The 15,553-nt window shown below is 73.7% G+C and carries 15 protein-coding genes; 7 read left to right on the top strand and 8 right to left on the bottom strand.

The window, feature by feature from the left end:
* Positions 1–17: 17 nt before the first annotated feature.
* From ACN27D_RS22605 to ACN27D_RS22590, 4 genes are all read right to left on the bottom strand, one after another.
* Positions 18–977, bottom strand: coding sequence for a VWA domain-containing protein (locus ACN27D_RS22605; RefSeq protein ID WP_013284520.1), 960 nt, complete (start codon positions 975–977; stop codon positions 18–20).
* Positions 974–1,990 carry a DUF58 domain-containing protein gene (locus tag ACN27D_RS22600; protein ID WP_121686055.1) on the bottom strand — a complete coding sequence of 339 codons (1,017 nt, stop codon included), beginning with the start codon at positions 1,988–1,990 and terminating at the stop codon, positions 974–976. Before ACN27D_RS22600 ends, ACN27D_RS22605 begins: the two co-directional genes overlap by 4 nt.
* A complete protein-coding gene (locus ACN27D_RS22595) occupies positions 1,987–3,036 on the bottom strand; it encodes an AAA family ATPase (protein ID WP_121686054.1) in 1,050 nt (349 codons plus the stop codon). The genes ACN27D_RS22600 and ACN27D_RS22595 overlap by 4 nt, the downstream gene beginning before the upstream one ends.
* Before the next feature lie 192 nt (positions 3,037–3,228).
* Complete coding sequence (locus ACN27D_RS22590; protein ID WP_120571227.1) at positions 3,229–3,750, bottom strand: hypothetical protein; 522 nt, start codon at positions 3,748–3,750, stop codon at positions 3,229–3,231.
* A gap of 280 nt (positions 3,751–4,030) precedes the next feature.
* Here ACN27D_RS22590 and ACN27D_RS22585 point away from each other — a divergent pair, with 280 nt between their 5' ends.
* Positions 4,031–5,023: an endonuclease/exonuclease/phosphatase family protein gene (locus ACN27D_RS22585; RefSeq protein ID WP_350814156.1), complete on the top strand. Its 993-nt coding sequence runs from the start codon at positions 4,031–4,033 to the stop codon at positions 5,021–5,023.
* Between the two features lies 1 nt (position 5,024).
* Here the strand turns inward: ACN27D_RS22585 and cimA are convergent, their stop codons facing one another.
* Positions 5,025–6,623 (bottom strand): citramalate synthase, encoded by a 1,599-nt coding sequence (cimA, locus tag ACN27D_RS22580; protein ID WP_120571228.1) that lies wholly within the window; start codon positions 6,621–6,623, stop codon positions 5,025–5,027.
* Between the two features lie 315 nt (positions 6,624–6,938).
* On the opposite strand from cimA, the gene ACN27D_RS22575 reads away from it, so the two are divergent.
* The 4 genes from ACN27D_RS22575 (at position 6,939) to ACN27D_RS22560 (ending at position 9,479) form a co-directional block, all read left to right on the top strand.
* Positions 6,939–7,499 carry a peroxiredoxin gene (locus ACN27D_RS22575; protein WP_121686053.1) on the top strand — a complete coding sequence of 187 codons (561 nt, stop codon included), beginning with the start codon at positions 6,939–6,941 and terminating at the stop codon, positions 7,497–7,499.
* Positions 7,500–7,501: 2 nt separating this feature from the next.
* Positions 7,502–8,032 carry a carboxymuconolactone decarboxylase family protein gene (locus tag ACN27D_RS22570; RefSeq protein WP_421499939.1) on the top strand — a complete coding sequence of 177 codons (531 nt, stop codon included), beginning with the start codon at positions 7,502–7,504 and terminating at the stop codon, positions 8,030–8,032.
* 190 nt (positions 8,033–8,222) lie between these two features.
* Positions 8,223–8,687 (top strand): PRC-barrel domain containing protein, encoded by a 465-nt coding sequence (locus ACN27D_RS22565; RefSeq protein ID WP_120571231.1) that lies wholly within the window; start codon positions 8,223–8,225, stop codon positions 8,685–8,687.
* Between the two features lie 51 nt (positions 8,688–8,738).
* Positions 8,739–9,479, top strand: a complete 741-nt coding sequence (locus ACN27D_RS22560) for a tyrosine-protein phosphatase (RefSeq protein WP_421499938.1) — start codon at positions 8,739–8,741, stop codon at positions 9,477–9,479.
* Positions 9,480–9,580: 101 nt separating this feature from the next.
* On the opposite strand, the gene ACN27D_RS22555 is transcribed toward ACN27D_RS22560, so the two are convergent.
* A complete protein-coding gene (locus tag ACN27D_RS22555; RefSeq protein ID WP_121686052.1) occupies positions 9,581–10,675 on the bottom strand; it encodes a branched-chain amino acid aminotransferase in 1,095 nt (364 codons plus the stop codon).
* 185 nt (positions 10,676–10,860) lie between these two features.
* A complete protein-coding gene (locus tag ACN27D_RS22550; RefSeq protein WP_121686051.1) occupies positions 10,861–11,892 on the bottom strand; it encodes a 3-isopropylmalate dehydrogenase in 1,032 nt (343 codons plus the stop codon).
* 218 nt (positions 11,893–12,110) lie between these two features.
* Here ACN27D_RS22550 and ACN27D_RS22545 point away from each other — a divergent pair, with 218 nt between their 5' ends.
* The gene (locus ACN27D_RS22545; protein WP_421499937.1) at positions 12,111–12,983 is read left to right on the top strand and encodes an FAD:protein FMN transferase; all 873 of its coding nucleotides are present in this window, start codon (positions 12,111–12,113) and stop codon (positions 12,981–12,983) included.
* A gap of 310 nt (positions 12,984–13,293) precedes the next feature.
* Positions 13,294–13,650: a hypothetical protein gene (locus tag ACN27D_RS22540; RefSeq protein WP_205775916.1), complete on the top strand. Its 357-nt coding sequence runs from the start codon at positions 13,294–13,296 to the stop codon at positions 13,648–13,650.
* Positions 13,651–13,710: 60 nt separating this feature from the next.
* Here ACN27D_RS22540 and serA read toward each other — a convergent pair whose 3' ends face one another.
* Complete coding sequence (gene serA, locus ACN27D_RS22535) at positions 13,711–15,309, bottom strand: phosphoglycerate dehydrogenase (RefSeq protein WP_421499936.1); 1,599 nt, start codon at positions 15,307–15,309, stop codon at positions 13,711–13,713.
* Positions 15,310–15,553 lie beyond the last annotated feature (244 nt).

Raw genomic sequence — 15,553 nt, 5'->3', positions numbered from 1 at the left:
CGGTAGTGGTGTGCGGGTCAGGGCAGCCGGGAGAACCACCGCAGCGAGCCGGCCGCGGCGCCCATCGCCAGGACCAGCCCGAGGCCGATGAAGCGGGCCGAGATGTCCTGCCGCTCGGTGCGGTAGCCGACCGAGGTGCCGATGTCCTCGTAGACGTCCTTCAGCTCGGCGGTGGTGGACGCCTCGTGGAAGCCGCCGCCGGTCTGCTCGGCGACCGCCCGCAGCGTCTGGCCGTCCACCGGCACCTGGATCGCCCGGCCGCCCCGGTCGACCGAGCCGCCCGGGGTGCCGAAGGAGATGGTGTGCACCGGCACCTTCGCGGCGACCGCCTGGTCGGCGGCCTCCATCGGGTCCATGCCGGAGGTGTTCGCGCCGTCGGAGAGGATGATGATCCGGGCCGGCGGCGGGTCCTTGGCGGCGGTGGCGTCCAGGCTCTTGACCGCGCCGAGCGAGGTGCTGATCGCCTCGCCGATGGCGGTGCCCTGCACGCCGGTGATGCCCTCGGCCAGCCGCCCGATGCCGTCGTGCAGCGCCTCCCGGTCGGTGCTCGGCGGCACCAGCACCGCCGCGCTGCCGGCGAACGCGACGAGGCCGACGTTGAACTCGTCCGGCAGCCCGTCGACGAACCGCCGGCCCGCCTCCTTGGCCGCGGTCAACCGGTCCGGGTCCACGTCACCGGCGAGCATCGAGGTGGAGACGTCCACCGCGACCATCACCGTGGCCCGTTCCCGGGGCACCCGCACCTCCGCCTCGGGCCGGGCGAACCCGACCACCAGCAGCGCGAGCATGGCGAGGAACAGGCCCGCCGGGACGTGCCGCCGCCAGGCCGGGCGGCGCGGGGCGACCCGGTCGAGCAGGCGCAGGTTGGTGAAGCGCACCGCGTACCTGCTCTGCCGTCGTTGCAGCACCAGATAGCCGGCGACCAGGGCGACGACGGCGAGCAGCAGCCAGAGGCGGGCGGGTGACTGCCAGGTCATGCGACACCTCCGCGGGCGGCGGCCGGCACCATGGCCAGCCGGCGCTGCTCGTGCACGTACCGGACGACGTCCGCGCACCAGTCCCGGTCGGTGCGCAGCGCCAGGTGGGTGGCGCCGGCCCGGCGCAGCGTGCGGCGTACCTGGTCGCGCTGCTCGGCGGCGGCGCGCGCGTACCGCTCGCGCAGGCCCGGGTCGCCGGTCCACACCTCGCGGTGCCGGCCGCTCTCCGGGTCGACGAGCGTGATTAGGCCGACGTCGGGCAGTTCCAGCTCGCGCGGGTCGGTCACCTCGACCGCGAGCACCTGGTGGCGGACCGCCAGGCGGCGCAGCGCCGCGGCCCACGGCGGCGGCGCGGTGTCTGGGTCGTCGGGCAGTTCGTCGAGGAAGTCGGAGACGATCACCACGAGCCCGCGCCGGGTGGCGACGCGCTGGAGGCCGTCCAGCCCGTCGACCAGGCCCGGCACCGCGTCCCGAGGGCCCGCGCCGGCCGCGCCCGCGCCGCCGGAGTCCGGCAGGCCGCCGGTACGCGGGGCGCCGAGCAGCGCGCGGAGCAGCCCGAGCAGATGGGTACGCCCGCTGCGGGCCGGGAACCGGCGCAGCCCGTCCGGCGTGAGCACCTGGGCGCCGAGCCGGTTGCCGACTCCGGCGGTGAGGAAGCCGACCGCCGCCACGGCCGCCACCGCCAGCTCCCGTTTGTCCAGCGTGGACGTGCCGTACTCCATGCTGGGGCTGGCGTCGACGAGCAGCCAGGTGGTCAGTTCCCGGTCCGCGTCGACCTCGCGGACGTGCGGAACGGTGGTCCGGGCGGTGACCGCCCAGTCCATCCGGCGTACCTCGTCCTCGCCGGGGCGGTACTCCCGGCTGCCGGCCGCCTCGCTGCCGGGTCCGGGGAGCAGGCCGCGGTACCGGCCGTGCAGCAGGCCGTCGAGCCGCCGGGTCACCGTCAGCTCCAGCCGGCGCAGCCGCTGGTCCGGGGCGAGATCGGCGAGCCCGGGTTCGGCTGCGCCGGTCATGCCGCCGCCAGGTCGTTCACCGTCTCCGTGGGCCCGTTGACCAGCCGGGGCGGCGGCACCGCCTCGATCACGCGGCGCACCACGTCCTCGCCGGAGATCCCGTCGGCGATCGCGTCGAAGGAGAGCACGAGCCGGTGCGCCAGCACGTCCACCGCCAGTTCCCGGATGTCCTCGGGGAGCACGTAGTCCCGGCCGTGGATGAGCGCCTGGGCGCGGGCGGCGGCCACCAGGCCGAGCGTGGCCCGGGGGCTGGCCCCGTACGCCAGCAGGGGCGCGACGTCGGGCAGGCCGAAGCGCTCCGGGTCGCGGGTGGCGAGGATGAGCCGGACCACGTACTCGGCGAGCGCGTGGTGGACGAAGACGTCGGTGGCGCGGCGCTGGAGATCGCGCAGCCGGTTCGGGTCGAGCACGGTACGCGCGGTGGGCCGCTCGGTGCTCATCCGGTAGAGGATGGCCAGCTCGTCGGCGTCGCTCGGGTAGTCGACCACGACCTTCATCAGGAAGCGGTCGCGTTGCGCCTCGGGGAGCTGGTAGACGCCCTCGGACTCGATCGGGTTCTGGGTGGCCAGGACCAGGAACGGGTCCGGCACCGGCCAGCTCCGGCCGGCGATGGAGACCTGCCGCTCGGCCATCGCCTCGAGCAGCGCCGACTGCACCTTGGCCGGGGCCCGGTTGATCTCGTCGGCGAGCACCAGGTTCGCCATGATCGGCCCCAGCTCCACGTCGAACTGTTCGGTGGAGGCGCGGTAGATGCGGGTGCCGACGATGTCGGAGGGAACCAGGTCGGGGGTGAACTGGATCCGGGAGAACGTGCCACCGACCACTGTGGCGAGCGTCTGCGCCGCCAGCGTCTTGGCCACCCCCGGTACGCCCTCCAGCAGGCAGTGCCCGTCCGCGATCAGGGCGGTGAGCAGGCGGTCGACGAGCCGATCCTGCCCGACGATCACGCGTTTGACCTCGACGAGGGTCTGTTCCAGCTCGACGCCGCTCGCGTCGGCGTCGACCGGGCTGAGCACGCTGGCCGGGGTGTCCGAGATGTCCGTCACGGTGCTTGCTTCCCGTACCGGACCGGCGACAAACGTCGGATTATCGGCCCCTGGACGGTGGTCTGCGGGCCGGACGGGCAGCATCTCCCCAGCCGGGCGGGAACGGCACGAAGCGGCGCGGCACCGGCCGGACCGGCACGGAACACGACACCGGCCCCCGCCGGAGCGGGGGCCGGTGCGGGGCCGGACGGGTCAGTTGGCGATGACCAGGTGGAACGGCCGGTCGGCGGCGCCGCCGGTGGAGTTGCGGGTCTGCACGAAGACCGCGTTCGGGGTCAGCGTGCGGGGCGCGACCGACACCTCACCGGCGGGCGGCACGTTCGCCGGGTCGTTCGTGCCGATGGTCGCCACGTACGCCTTGGCCGAGACGTTGTAGTCCAGCAGCACCTGGTACTGCCCGGCGGTGACGCCGGTGCCCGGGGTGAACCGGAACGAGGACACCACGTTGCCGGAGTGCTGCAACAGCGTCCCGTTGGCCGCCACGACGGCCCAGGCGACCTGGCCGGCGGCCGGTGGGGCCAGGGTGGCCCGCATCGCGGTCCGGGCGGCCTGCCGCTCGACGGCGGTCACCGGCGGCTGCGCCGTGGAGTGCCGGGCGCCGGGCTGCGGCTTCGCCTCCGGCTGGGCGGCCGCGGCGATCCCGCCACCGGCCAGGCTGAGGGACAGCGCGGCGAGCGCCACCACCGTCGCCTTTCGCTTGAAGAATGTGGCCATGAGTTCTCCCTTGGTAGACCGTGGTGATACGGCGACTGCGCGCGTCAAAATTGCGGATCATCGGGTATCCGCTCGGGAGCGCACCGCTCGTGAGCTGGCCTTACTACAGAGAGTCGCGACGTCTCAACCAGGTGGAACCTAGCACCGTAAAATGCGGGCGGTCAATAGTGTTATTGCGTGTCCGACCGATCCGCATAGATGCCCCAAAATTGCGAGAAACAATTCACGAAATTGTTTCGGAGGGCGTCGCGCCGGCCCGGATCGGGGTAGCCTCACCGTCATGATCACCCTGCCGCGCCTGCCCCGGGCCGGCACCCGGGGCGGCCGCCCGGCCACCGTCGCGTGCTGGCTCGCGGTCGCGCCGGTCGCCGCGTGGGCGCTGGTGCGCCTGACCGGACTGGAACGCGGTCCGATGGTGCTGGCCATCGCGTTCACGCCGTACGCCGCCGCCGTGGCCCCGGTCGTGGCGGTGGCGGCGCTCGCCCTGCGGCGCCGCGCCCCGGCGGTGGTCGCGGCCCTCGCCGCGCTGGCGCTGGCCGGCGCGGTGGCGCCCCGCGCGGTCCCCGGCGACCGGCCCGCCGCCGACGGGCCGGCGCTGCGGCTGCTCACCGCCAACCTGCGTCTCGGCTCGGCCGATCCGGCGGCGCTGGTGGACCTGGTCCGGACGCGCCGGGTGGACGTGCTCACGGTGCAGGAGCTCACCCCGCCGCTGGCCGCCGAGCTGGACCGGCTCGGCCTGGCCGCGCTGCTGCCGTACCGGTCGCTGACCCCCGAGGTCGGCTCGACCGGCTCCGGCGTGTACGCCCGGCACCCGCTGCGCGACACCGGCCACCGGCGCAACCAGGGCTTCTTCTTCACCCAGGCGTACGCGACGGTGACGGTGCCCGGGGCGCCGCCGCTGCGGGTGGAGTCGGCGCACCCGGCCGCGCCGTACGCCCCGGACGTGGTGCCGGACTGGTGGACCGACCAGCGCGCCCAGCCGCCGGCCACCCCGGACGGCGGGCTGAGCGTGCTGGCCGGCGACTTCAACGCCACGCTCGACCACGCGGCGCTGCGGGACCTGATCGCCACCGGCTACACCGACGCGGCGGACGCGGCCGGAGCCGGGTTCGGCGGCACCTGGGGCCCGTACGACGGCGACCCGATCCCGCCGGTCGCCATCGACCACGTGCTGGTGGACCGGCGCATCGCGGTCCGCGCCGCCGGCACCCGTCCGGTGCCTGGGAGCGACCACCGCGCGCTGCTGGTCGAGCTGCGCCTACCGGCCGGGTGAGTCAGGCCGCCGTCGCGCCCGGCACCCGGGCCCGGTCCAGGCCGTAGGTGAGCGCGTCGACCAGGGCGTGCCAGCTCGCCTCGACCACGTTCGGGTGTACGCCCACAGTGGTCCAGTCGCGGCCGGCGCCGGCGGTCTCCACGAGCACGCGCGTCACCGCGCCGGTGCCGTGGCTGCCCTCCAGGATGCGGACCTTGTAGTCGGCCAGCTCGAACTCGCGCAGCTCCGGGTAGTGCCGGGCCAGACCCACCCGCAGCGCCTCGTCCAGCGCGTTGACCGGGCCGTTGCCCTCGGCGGTGGCGATCACCCGCTCGCCGCGTACCCGGATCTTCACCGTCGCCTCGGAGACCACGGCGCCGTCCTCGCGGTGCTCGACGATCACCCGGTACGACTCCAGCGCGAACGGCCGGGCCGGCGCGGCGTCCGGCAGCTCGGAGCGGACCAGCAGCTCGAACGAGGCGTCGGCGGCCTCGAACGACCAGCCGTCGGCCTCCAGCTCCTTGACCCGCCCGGTGACCCGGGACAGGGCGTCCGGATGGCCGGCCAGGTCCAGACCGAGCTCGCGGCTCTTGAGCTCGATGCTGGCCCGGCCGGCCATCTCGGTCACCAGGATCCGCATGTCGTTGCCCACCACAGTGGGTTCCACGTGGTTGTAAAGCAACGGGTCGACCTTGATCGCGCTCGCGTGCAGCCCCGCCTTGTGAGCGAAGGCGGCGGCCCCGACGTAGGCCTGGTGGGTGTCGGGGGCGATGTTGGCGATCTCGGCGATGGCGTGCGAGACCCGCACCATCTGTTCCAGGCAGCCCTCCGGTAGGACGGGCATGCCCAGCTTGAGCTGGAGGTTGGCGACGATCGCGAAGATGTCGGCGTTGCCGGGGCGCTCGCCGTACCCGTTGGCGGTGCCCTGCACGTGCCGGACGCCCGCCTCGACCGCGGCGATCGTGTTCGCCACCGCGCAGGCGGTGTCGTTCTGGGCGTGCATGCCGAGCCGTTCCGGCGCGATCCCGGTCCGCGCCACCAGTCCCTCGATCACGGCGGTGACCTGGGAGGGCAGCATGCCGCCGTTGGTGTCACAGAGCACGAAGCGCTCGGCGCCCGCGGCCAGCGCGGTCTCCGCGACGGCGGCGGTGTAGCCCGGGTCGAACCGGAACCCGTCGTAGCAGTGCTCCCCGTCGACGAAGACGCGCCGCCCCTGCGCCACCAGGTAGGAGACGGTGTCCCGGACCATGGCGAGGTTCTCCTCGGCGGTGGTGCGCAGTGCCCGCTCCACGTGCCGCAGGTCCGCCTTGGCGACCAGGGCCACGGCCGGGGTCTGCGCGTCGAGCAGGCCGCGCACCTGCGGGTCGTCCTCGACGGCGAGGCCGGCCTTGCGGGTGGCGCCGAAGGCGACCAGGATCGCGTGCCGCAGCTCCAGCTCGGTGCGGGCGCGGCGGAAGAACTCGGTGTCCTTGGGCACCGCGCCCGGCCAGCCGCCCTCGATGAAGCCGACTCCGAGGTCGTCCAGCAGGCGGGCCACCGCCAGCTTGTCGACCACCGAGTACGTGAGCCCTTCGCGCTGCGCGCCGTCGCGCAGCGTCGTGTCGTACACCTGGAACGTCATCGGAGTCCTCTTCTCGTGCCCTGGGGGAGCAAACAAAAAGACCCCCCGCGGATGCGGGAGGTCTGCGCGCTCGGCGAGGGAAGGGCCGGCGCGCTAGCTGCTAATGATCAGGACGAAGCTGGTCACGACCCGTACTCTGCCACCCCGCCCCCGGTTTTGGGAGGCGAAACCCATATTCCGGGACGACGGCCCGCCCGGTGATCGTCTTCACACGCGGGCACGCCCGCCACGAGCGCAAACGGGGCTACGGAAGAATCTTGAACAGATCCAGTTACTGACCCGGCGGTGCTGCCGGGTCACGCTCAAGGAGGACCCGTGCTCACTGTCGGTGACCACTTCCCCGAGTACGAACTCACCGCCTGCGTGTCGCTCGACGCCGACAAGGCGTTCGAGACGATCAACCACAAGTCCCACGAGGGCCAGTGGCGCGTCGTGTTCTTCTGGCCGAAGGACTTCACCTTCATCTGCCCGACCGAGATCGCCGAGTTCGGTCGCCTCAACGGCGAGTTCGCCGACCGGGACGCCCAGGTGCTCGGCGTCTCCGTCGACAACGAGTTCGTCCACTACGCCTGGCGCAAGGACCACCCGGACCTGCGCGAGCTGCCCTTCCCGATGCTCAGCGACATCAAGCGTGAGCTGACCTCCGCCTGCGGCGTGCTCGGCGAGGACGGTGTCGCGCAGCGGGCCACCTTCATCGTGGACCCGAACAACGAGATCCAGTTCGCCATGGTGACCGCCGGTTCGGTCGGCCGCAACGTCTCCGAGGTGCTGCGGGTGCTCGACGCGCTCCAGACCGACGAGCTGTGCCCGTGCAACTGGAACAAGGGCGGGGCGACGCTCGACGCCAACGCGCTCCTCGCCGGCGCCGGGGCCTGACCATGGGCCTGGACGTGATCAAGGCGGGTCTGCCCGAGTACGCCAAGGACATCCGGCTCAACCTCGGCTCCACCATCACCACCTCGACGCTGAAGCCGGAGCAGGCGTGGGGCACCGCCCTGGCCTGCGCGGTGGCGGCCCGCAACCCGGTGGTGCTGCGGGAGATCGCCGCCGAGGCGGCCGGTCACCTCACGCCCGAGGCGGTCGAGGCGGCCAAGGGCGCGGCGGCGGTCATGGCGATGAACAACGTCTACTACCGGGCCAAGCACCTGATCGGCGACGAGCAGTACGCGTCGCTGCCGGCCCGGCTGCGGATGCAGATCATCGCCCGCCCCGGCGTGGAGAAGACCGACTTCGAGCTGTGGTGCCTCGCCGTCTCGGCGATCACCGGCTGCGGCGTCTGCCTGGAGTCGCACGAGAAGACGCTGCGCGCCGCCGGGTTCAGCCGTGAGCAGGTGCACGAGGGACTGCGGATCGCCGCCGTCGTACACGCCGCCGCGGTGACCCTGGACGCGGAGGCCGCACTGACCTGACCCACCGGCCCGTGCGCGCCCGACCGGCACCGCGCGGGCCGACGACCCGAGGGGCCGGCGTCACCACCGTGGCGCCGGCCCCTCGGCGTCGGCGGGCCGGCCGCCGGCGGGTTGGTGCCCGGACAGGGTGGGTAACCCTTTCGACTGACGGCGCCGCGACGGCCGCGGCCCTGGGGACGGGAGGCGGCACATGGACGGACTGGACCCGCGCGCCACGCACGGCGGCACCGAGCCGATCCTCGACGACGGCCGGGGCACGGTCGCCGGGGGCGCTCCGGCGGGCGCCTTCGACCCGTGGCGCTACCGCGACGAGGCGGGCGTGGCGAGCGCCGACCTGACCGGCTACAAGGTCGAGGCCACCGACGGCGCCATCGGCAAGATCGACCGGGCGAGCCACGAGGTGGACGACAGCTACCTGGTCGTGGACACCGGGCCGTGGATCTTCGGCAAGAAGGTGATGCTCCCGGCCGGCACCGTGAACCACGTCGACCACGACGCCCGGACCGTGCACGTCGACCGGGAGAAGGACCAGATCAAGGCCGCCCCGGAGTACGACGAGTCCAGCCACGCCGACCCGGGCTACCGGGACCGGCTGGGCGGCTACTACGGCGAGAACCACTCGGCGTTGCCGCCGGACGTGCCGCCGCGCATCTGACACCTCGGCGACGGCCGGCGGGGACGCGCGAGCGCCCCGCCGGCCGTTACCGTGTCGGATGTGGACGCCCCGGAGAGCCCCTTCCCCGCCCTGTTCAACTTCCGCGACGTCGGCGGATACGCCGCTCGCGACGGGCGCACCGTCCGCCGCGGCCGGCTCTACCGCTCCGACTCGCTGCACCGCATCGACGACACCGACCGGAGCGCGTTCACCGCGCTCGGCATCCGTACCGTGATCGACCTGCGCCGCCCCACCGAGGTGGAACGCGACGGGCGGGTGCCCGACTACGACGGCCTGACCTACCGGCACATCCACCCCGAGCATGCCGACTGGGGCGCGAACCGGTTCGACTCCTCCGGCGTCAGCCTGGCCCGCTACCTGGCCGACCGCTACGCCGACCTGGCGCACACCGGCACGGCCGGGCTCGCCGAGGCGGTCGGGCTGATCGCGGACAGCGCCAACGCCCCGGTGGTGGTGCACTGCGTCGCCGGCAAGGACCGCACCGGCATCGTCTGCGCGCTCACGCTCGCGGTGCTCGGGGTGCCCGACGAGGACGTGGTCGCCGACTACGCGCTCAGCAGCGCCGCGTCGCAGCGCTTCGCCGAGTGGGTCCGCGCCACGCTGCCGGACGCGGAGGAACCGCCGCCGCCGTTCCTGGCCTCCCCGGCCGAGGCGATGGAGCTGTTCCTCGCCGAGCTGCGCGGCGGCTACGGCTCGATCGAGGGCTACCTGACCCACGCCGGCGTCACCGAGGCGCAGCTGGAGTCCCTCCGCACCCACCTCCTGGACTGACCGCCGCCCCGCCCCGGCCCTGCCCAGCGGTGATCAAGGAGTTGGTGTCCTCGTCCGCGCCGGAACCGGACGCAAACTCCTTGATCACCGCGGGAGGACCGTCAGAGGACCCGGGTGACCCAGCCGTGGGGGTCTTCGGCGCGGCCGCGCTGGATGTCCACCAGCTTCTGGCGCAGGGCCATGGTGACCCGGCCCGGCTCACCGCCGCCGATCAGGAACTCGCCGTCCGGGAAGCGCACGCCGCCGATCGGGGTGATCACGGCGGCCGTGCCGCACGCGAACACCTCGCGCAGCCGCCCGCTCGCCGCGTCCGCCTGCCAGTCGTCGAAGGCGACCGGCGCCTCCCGCACCTCGTGCCCGGCCTCGGCGGCCAGCGCGAGGATCGCGTCGCGGGTGATGCCCGGCAGGATCGTGCCGCCCAGCGGCGGGGTGACGATGCTGCCGTCGTCGTAGACGAAGAAGACGTTCATGCCGCCCAGCTCGTCGACGTACCGCCGCTGCACCGCGTCCAGGAACACCACCTGGTCGCACCCGGCCTCGATCGCTTCCGCCTGGGCCGCCAGCGAGGCGGCGTAGTTGCCGCCGCACTTGGCCGCCCCGGTGCCGCCGGGCGCGGCCCGGGTGTAGTCCGGCGAGACCCACACCGTCACCGGCTTCACGCCACCGGCGAAGTACGCGCCGGCCGGCGAGGCGATCACGCAGTAGAGGTATTCGTTGGCCGGGCGGACACCGAGGAAGACCTCGCTGGCGAACATGAACGGCCGCAGGTAGAGGCTGGCGTCCTCGTGCTCGGGAATCCACGCCTGGTCGATCTCGACCAGCCGGCGCAGCGACTCCACGAACGTCTCCTCCGGCAGCTCCGGCATGGCCAGCCGGCGGGCGGACGCGTTGAACCGGGCCGCGTTGGCCTCCGGGCGGAACATCGTCACCGCGTCACCGGTGCGGTACGCCTTCAGCCCCTCGAAGATCTCCTGCGCGTAGTGCAGCACCGCAGCGGCCGGATCCATCGGGATCGGCGCGCGCGCCTCCAGGCGGGCGTCGTACCAGCCCTTGCCCTCGGCGTACCGGATGGTGACCATGTGGTCGGTGAAGACCCGGCCGAAGCCCGGGTTCGCCAGCAGGGCGGCCCGGTCGGCGGCGGATACCGGCGCGGGATTCGGACGGATCTCGAAATCGAGCATGTCACCACCGCTCATCGCGCTGACCTCCCTGCGGGTTGACGGCATGCGGGATCGCGCGCCGACGTCACTGGTGCCAGAAAACTTACCCCGAACGGTCGTTCAGCGGATAGCTCCGCCCCGGCGGACGCGCCGGACGGTCGGGGTGGGCCCGGTGACGGGTCTGGCGGCCCGGTACCGGGCCGCCAGCAGGGTCGGCCCGGTCAGGCTACGGAGAGCGCGGCGAGCCGGTCGCCGACCTCCTCGGTGCGCAGCGGCGTCCCGGGCGTACGGGCGGCCAGCTCGGTGCCGACCGCGGCGGTGACCCGGGCGGCGGCGTCGGCGTGGCCGAGCTGGTCCAGCAGCAGCGCGGCGGACAGCACCGCGGCGACCGGGTCGGCGACGCCCTGGCCGGCGATGTCCGGCGCCGAGCCGTGCACCGGCTCGAACATCGACGGGTAGCGCCCCTCGGGGTTGATGCAGCCGCTGGCCGCCAGCCCGATGCCACCGGTCACGGCCGCGGCGATGTCGGTGAGGATGTCGCCGAACAGGTTGTCGGTGACCACCACGTCGTACCGCGACGGGTTCGTCACCAGGAACATCGCGGCGGCGTCGATGTGCTGGTATTCCGTGGTCACGTCCGGGTGCTCGGCGGCCACCGCGGCGAAGGCGCGCGCCCAGAGCGACCCGGCGTGGGTGAGCACGTTGGTCTTGTGCACGAGCGTGACCTTGCGCCGCTCCCGGCGGGCGGCGCGGGCGAACGCGTCGCGGATCACCCGCTCGACGCCGTGCCGGGTGTTCAGGCTCTCCTCGGTGGCCACCTCGGCCGGGGTGTCCCGGTGCAGCGCGCCGCCGGCACCCGCGTACAGCCCCTCGGTGCCCTCGCGGACCACCACGAGGTCAACCTCGCCGGGCTTGACCGCGGCCAGCGGACCGGCGACGCCGGGCCAGAGCCGGGACGGGCGCAGGTTGACGTACTGGTCGAAGGCGAACCGGAGCTTGAGCAGCAGACCGCGCTCCAGCACACCCGGCGGCACGGTCGGGTCGCCCACCGCGCCGAGCAGGATGGCGTCGTGACCGGCCAGCTCGTCGAGGACGGAGTCGGGCAGCACCTCGCCGGTGCGGTGATAGCGCGCCGCGCCCAGGTCGTACTCGGTGGCCTCGATACCGGGCACCACCGCGTCGAGGACCTTACGGGCCTGCGCGACCACCTCGGGTCCGATGCCGTCGCCGGCCACCACCGCGATGTGTGCCACCTGACGCTCCTCGTCTTGTCGTTAGGCGCAACCGTACGTCGCCGTCCCGCCCCCCGGTACGAATCTTCCATCATCCGGGACGGCGAATCACAGGAGGCTCCCAGCCGGCACTCATGGTGCGGTCATCTCCACTGCTTAGGGTCGGGGTCACGGGCCGACGGGGGCCCGGAATCCGGCACCGCCGCGACGCGGCGGCGACCACCGAGGGGGCAGGTGTCATGCGGATCGAGCACCGGCGGGCCCACTGGGCGGACGAACAGCCACGCACCCGCTGGGTCGACCAGTCCGCGTTCCGCCCGGCCCGCCCGGACCTGCACCTGGGCGCCACGAACCACCGCGCCGAGCGGTCCGGCGTCGCCGCGTCCGGCCGGATCAGCGTCCGCCACACCGTCGCCACCTCGACCGCCGACTACACCATGCTGCTCAACGCGCCGGAGTGGTTCGGCCACCGGGCGGTCAGCGAGGCGCTGCGCGACGCCGTCGCCGAACTGCGCGCCGTCGACCTCACCTACGGCCCGAACCGGCCGGACAGCCTCGTCTCCCGGCTGCGCCGCGACGAGATCAGCCCCGACTCGTACCCGCCGCTGGCCGACCTGATCGACCTCTGCGCCGCGATGCGGGCGGCCACCGACGGCTGGTTCGACGCCTGGGCCGTGCCCGGCGGCTTCGACCCGGGCGGCCTGCTCGGCGGCTGGGCGGTGGAGCGGGCCGCGGCGCGGTTGCGCGCCGCCGGCATCCACGACTACGCCGTGCTCAGCGGCGCCGACCTGACGGTACGCGGACACGCGGCGCACGGCGGGCCGTGGCGCGTCGCGGTGCACCACCCCACCGACACCCGCCGGACACCTGTCGTGCTGGAGATGACGACGGGCGCGGTCGGTACGTCCGGCGTCACCGGCCGGCGCGGCCACGTCGTCGACCCGCACACCGGCGAGCCGACCGACCGGCTGGTGGCCGCCACCGTGCTCGGCCCGAACCTCGCCGTCGCCGACGCCTACGCCACCGCCCTGTACGCCGCCGGACCGGCCGGGCTGGCCTGGTTCCGTCACGACTCGGACTACCGGCCGCTGTTCGCGCACCACCGACGCTGATCCGCTGCCCGGCGCGGAGCGCGATCGGCCCCCACGGTCTCGGCAACGACCGTGAGGGCCGGTCAGCGACGAGTGCGCGTGGCTCGCGCAATCGAGGGGTGCGGGCCGAGGGGCCGGGCGCCCGACCACGCCACCCGAAGACGGGCCGGGGATCGACTCAGCGGAAACCGCATCGGTACGCTAGCGAATCGACGCAACTCGACGCAACAGTCTCCACAGCGGACGCCGGGTGAACGGTGTCGGCAATCAGCGGTGAACGCACGGTGGGGCAGAGGTGACGGGCCGGGCCCGGGATGGCACGCTGTCCGCCGTGAGTTTCGATCTGAGCGTGTGGGCCCTGCCGAACGGGGCGACACCGGAGCAGGTGCGCGCGGCGGTGCAGCAGTGCCGCGACGGCTGGCACGGCGAGCAGCACCCCGACCCGCGACTCGTCGCCTTCTACCGGGCGATCACGGCGAGCTACCCGGACCGCCCGGCCCGGCCCGGTACGCCGTGGGAGGTGGCGCCGCTGCACACGGCCGCCGACCACATCGAGATGAACCTGCATCCGACCTGCCCGGACCAGGTCCTGCTGGACATCGAGCGGCTGGCCGGCGAGCACGACCTGATGCTCTTCGACGCGCAGGACGGCTCGGTCTACCCGCCACCGGCCCGCGTCCGTTCCTGACCCACCGGGACGACGAAGGGCCCGGCCGATCCGGCCGGGCCCCCATGTGTCCTGTTCGGACTACACGTCGCGCAGGTCGGCCGCGCTGGCCGCGACCGCGCCGATCGAGTCGGCGGCGGAGGTCAGCAGGTCGGCGCCGAGCGCCTGGTCGACGGTGAGCGTCATCAGCGTCTCACCACCGGCCTCGCGGCGGGCCACCTGCATGGCGGCGATGTTCACGCCGGCCTCGCCGAGCAGCGTGCCGACGGTGCCGACCACGCCGGGCCGGTCGGCGTAGCGCAGGAAGACCAGGATGCCCTCCGCGCCGATCTCCACGTCGAAGCCGTCCACCTCGGTCAGCTTGAACACGTCGCGGGTGCCGGTGTGCGCCACGGTGCCGGAGACGCGGACGGTGCGCCCGTCCGGCAGCGCGCCGCGCACGGTCACCAGGTTCGGGTGGTCGACGGTCTCGCCCGGCGTGGCGAGCGTGACCTCGACGCCCCGCTCGGCGGCCAGGTGCGGCGCGTTGACGTAGGTGACCTGCTCCTCCACCACGGAGCTGAACAGGCCCTTGGTGGCGGCGAGCTTGAGCACCGACACGTCGTGGGCGGCGATCTCGCCGCGCACCTCGACGGTGACGCTGGCGGCCACCCCGCCGGCCAGGGCGGTGAACGCCCGGCCCAGCCGCTCGGCCAGCGGCAGCAGCGGGCGGACGTCCTCGGCGACCACGCCGCCGGCCTGCACGTTCACCGCGTCCGGGACGAACTCGCCCTGGAGCGCGAGCTTGACGCTCTTGGCCACCGCGAGGCCGGCCTTGTCCTGCGCCTCGTTGGTGGAGGCGCCCAGGTGCGGGGTGGCCACCACGTTGTCGAAGGCGAACAGCGGCGAGGAGGTGCACGGCTCCTTGGCGTACACGTCGACGCCGGCGCCGGCGACCCGGCCCTCCGCGATCGCGTCGGCGAGCGCCTGCTCGTCGACCAGACCGCCGCGGGCGGCGTTGACGATCCGGACGCCCGGCTTGACGATCGCCAGCTCCTTCTCGCCGATCAGGCCGACCGTCTCCGGCGTCTTCGGCAGGTGGATCGAGATGAAGTCGCTCTCCCGCAGCAGCTCCTCCAGCCCGACCAGGCGGACGCCGAGCTGCGCGGCACGGGCCGGCTGGATGTACGGGTCGTACGCGATCAGCCGGGTGCCGAACGCGGCGATGCGCTGCGCGAAGAGCACCCCGATGCGGCCGAGGCCGACCACGCCCACGGTCTTGCCCTGGATCTCGACGCCGGTGTACTTGGACCGCTTCCACTCCCCCGCCTTGAGCGCGGCGCTGGCGCTGGCGGTGTTGCGGGCCACCGCGAGCAGCAGCGCGACGGCCTGCTCGGCGGCGGAGACGATGTTCGAGGTGGGCGCGTTGACGACCATGACGCCCCGCGCGGTGGCGGCCGGCACCTCGACGTTGTCCAGGCCGACGCCGGCCCGGGCGACCACCTTCAGCCGCGGCGCGGCGGCGACGGCCTCGGCGTCGATCTGGGTGGCGCTGCGTACGATCACCGCGTCGGCCTCGGAGAGGGCGGAGAGCAGGGCGGGGCGGTCGGTGCCGTCCACGTGGCGCACGTCGAAGTCGTGCGCGAGCACCTCGATGGCGGCGGGGGCGAGTTCTTCGGCGATCAGTACGACAGGATTCATCGGTCCTCGTAGACGCTCGGTAATGGTTCGGCCTGGGGCGCCGGGACGCCGCGCTGCGCCCTGCGCCGATCCGTGCCACGGCCGTCGGGTGCGCTCGGGCACCACACCAAGGATGGTAGGGGGCCGCCCGCCCGGCGTGTCCCGGACTGCGGGGTGAGGGCCCTCACACAGGCCCGTCGCACGCCTGTCATCCCCCGTTCACCGGACGTCGCGCTGGCAGCGGCCCGCTACAACGGGAGCTGTC

The organism is Micromonospora sp. WMMD1274, assembly GCF_049179035.1.
In the GTDB taxonomy this organism is placed as follows: domain Bacteria; phylum Actinomycetota; class Actinomycetes; order Mycobacteriales; family Micromonosporaceae; genus Micromonospora; species Micromonospora tulbaghiae.
This window is presented reverse-complemented; position numbering and strand designations above follow the sequence as displayed.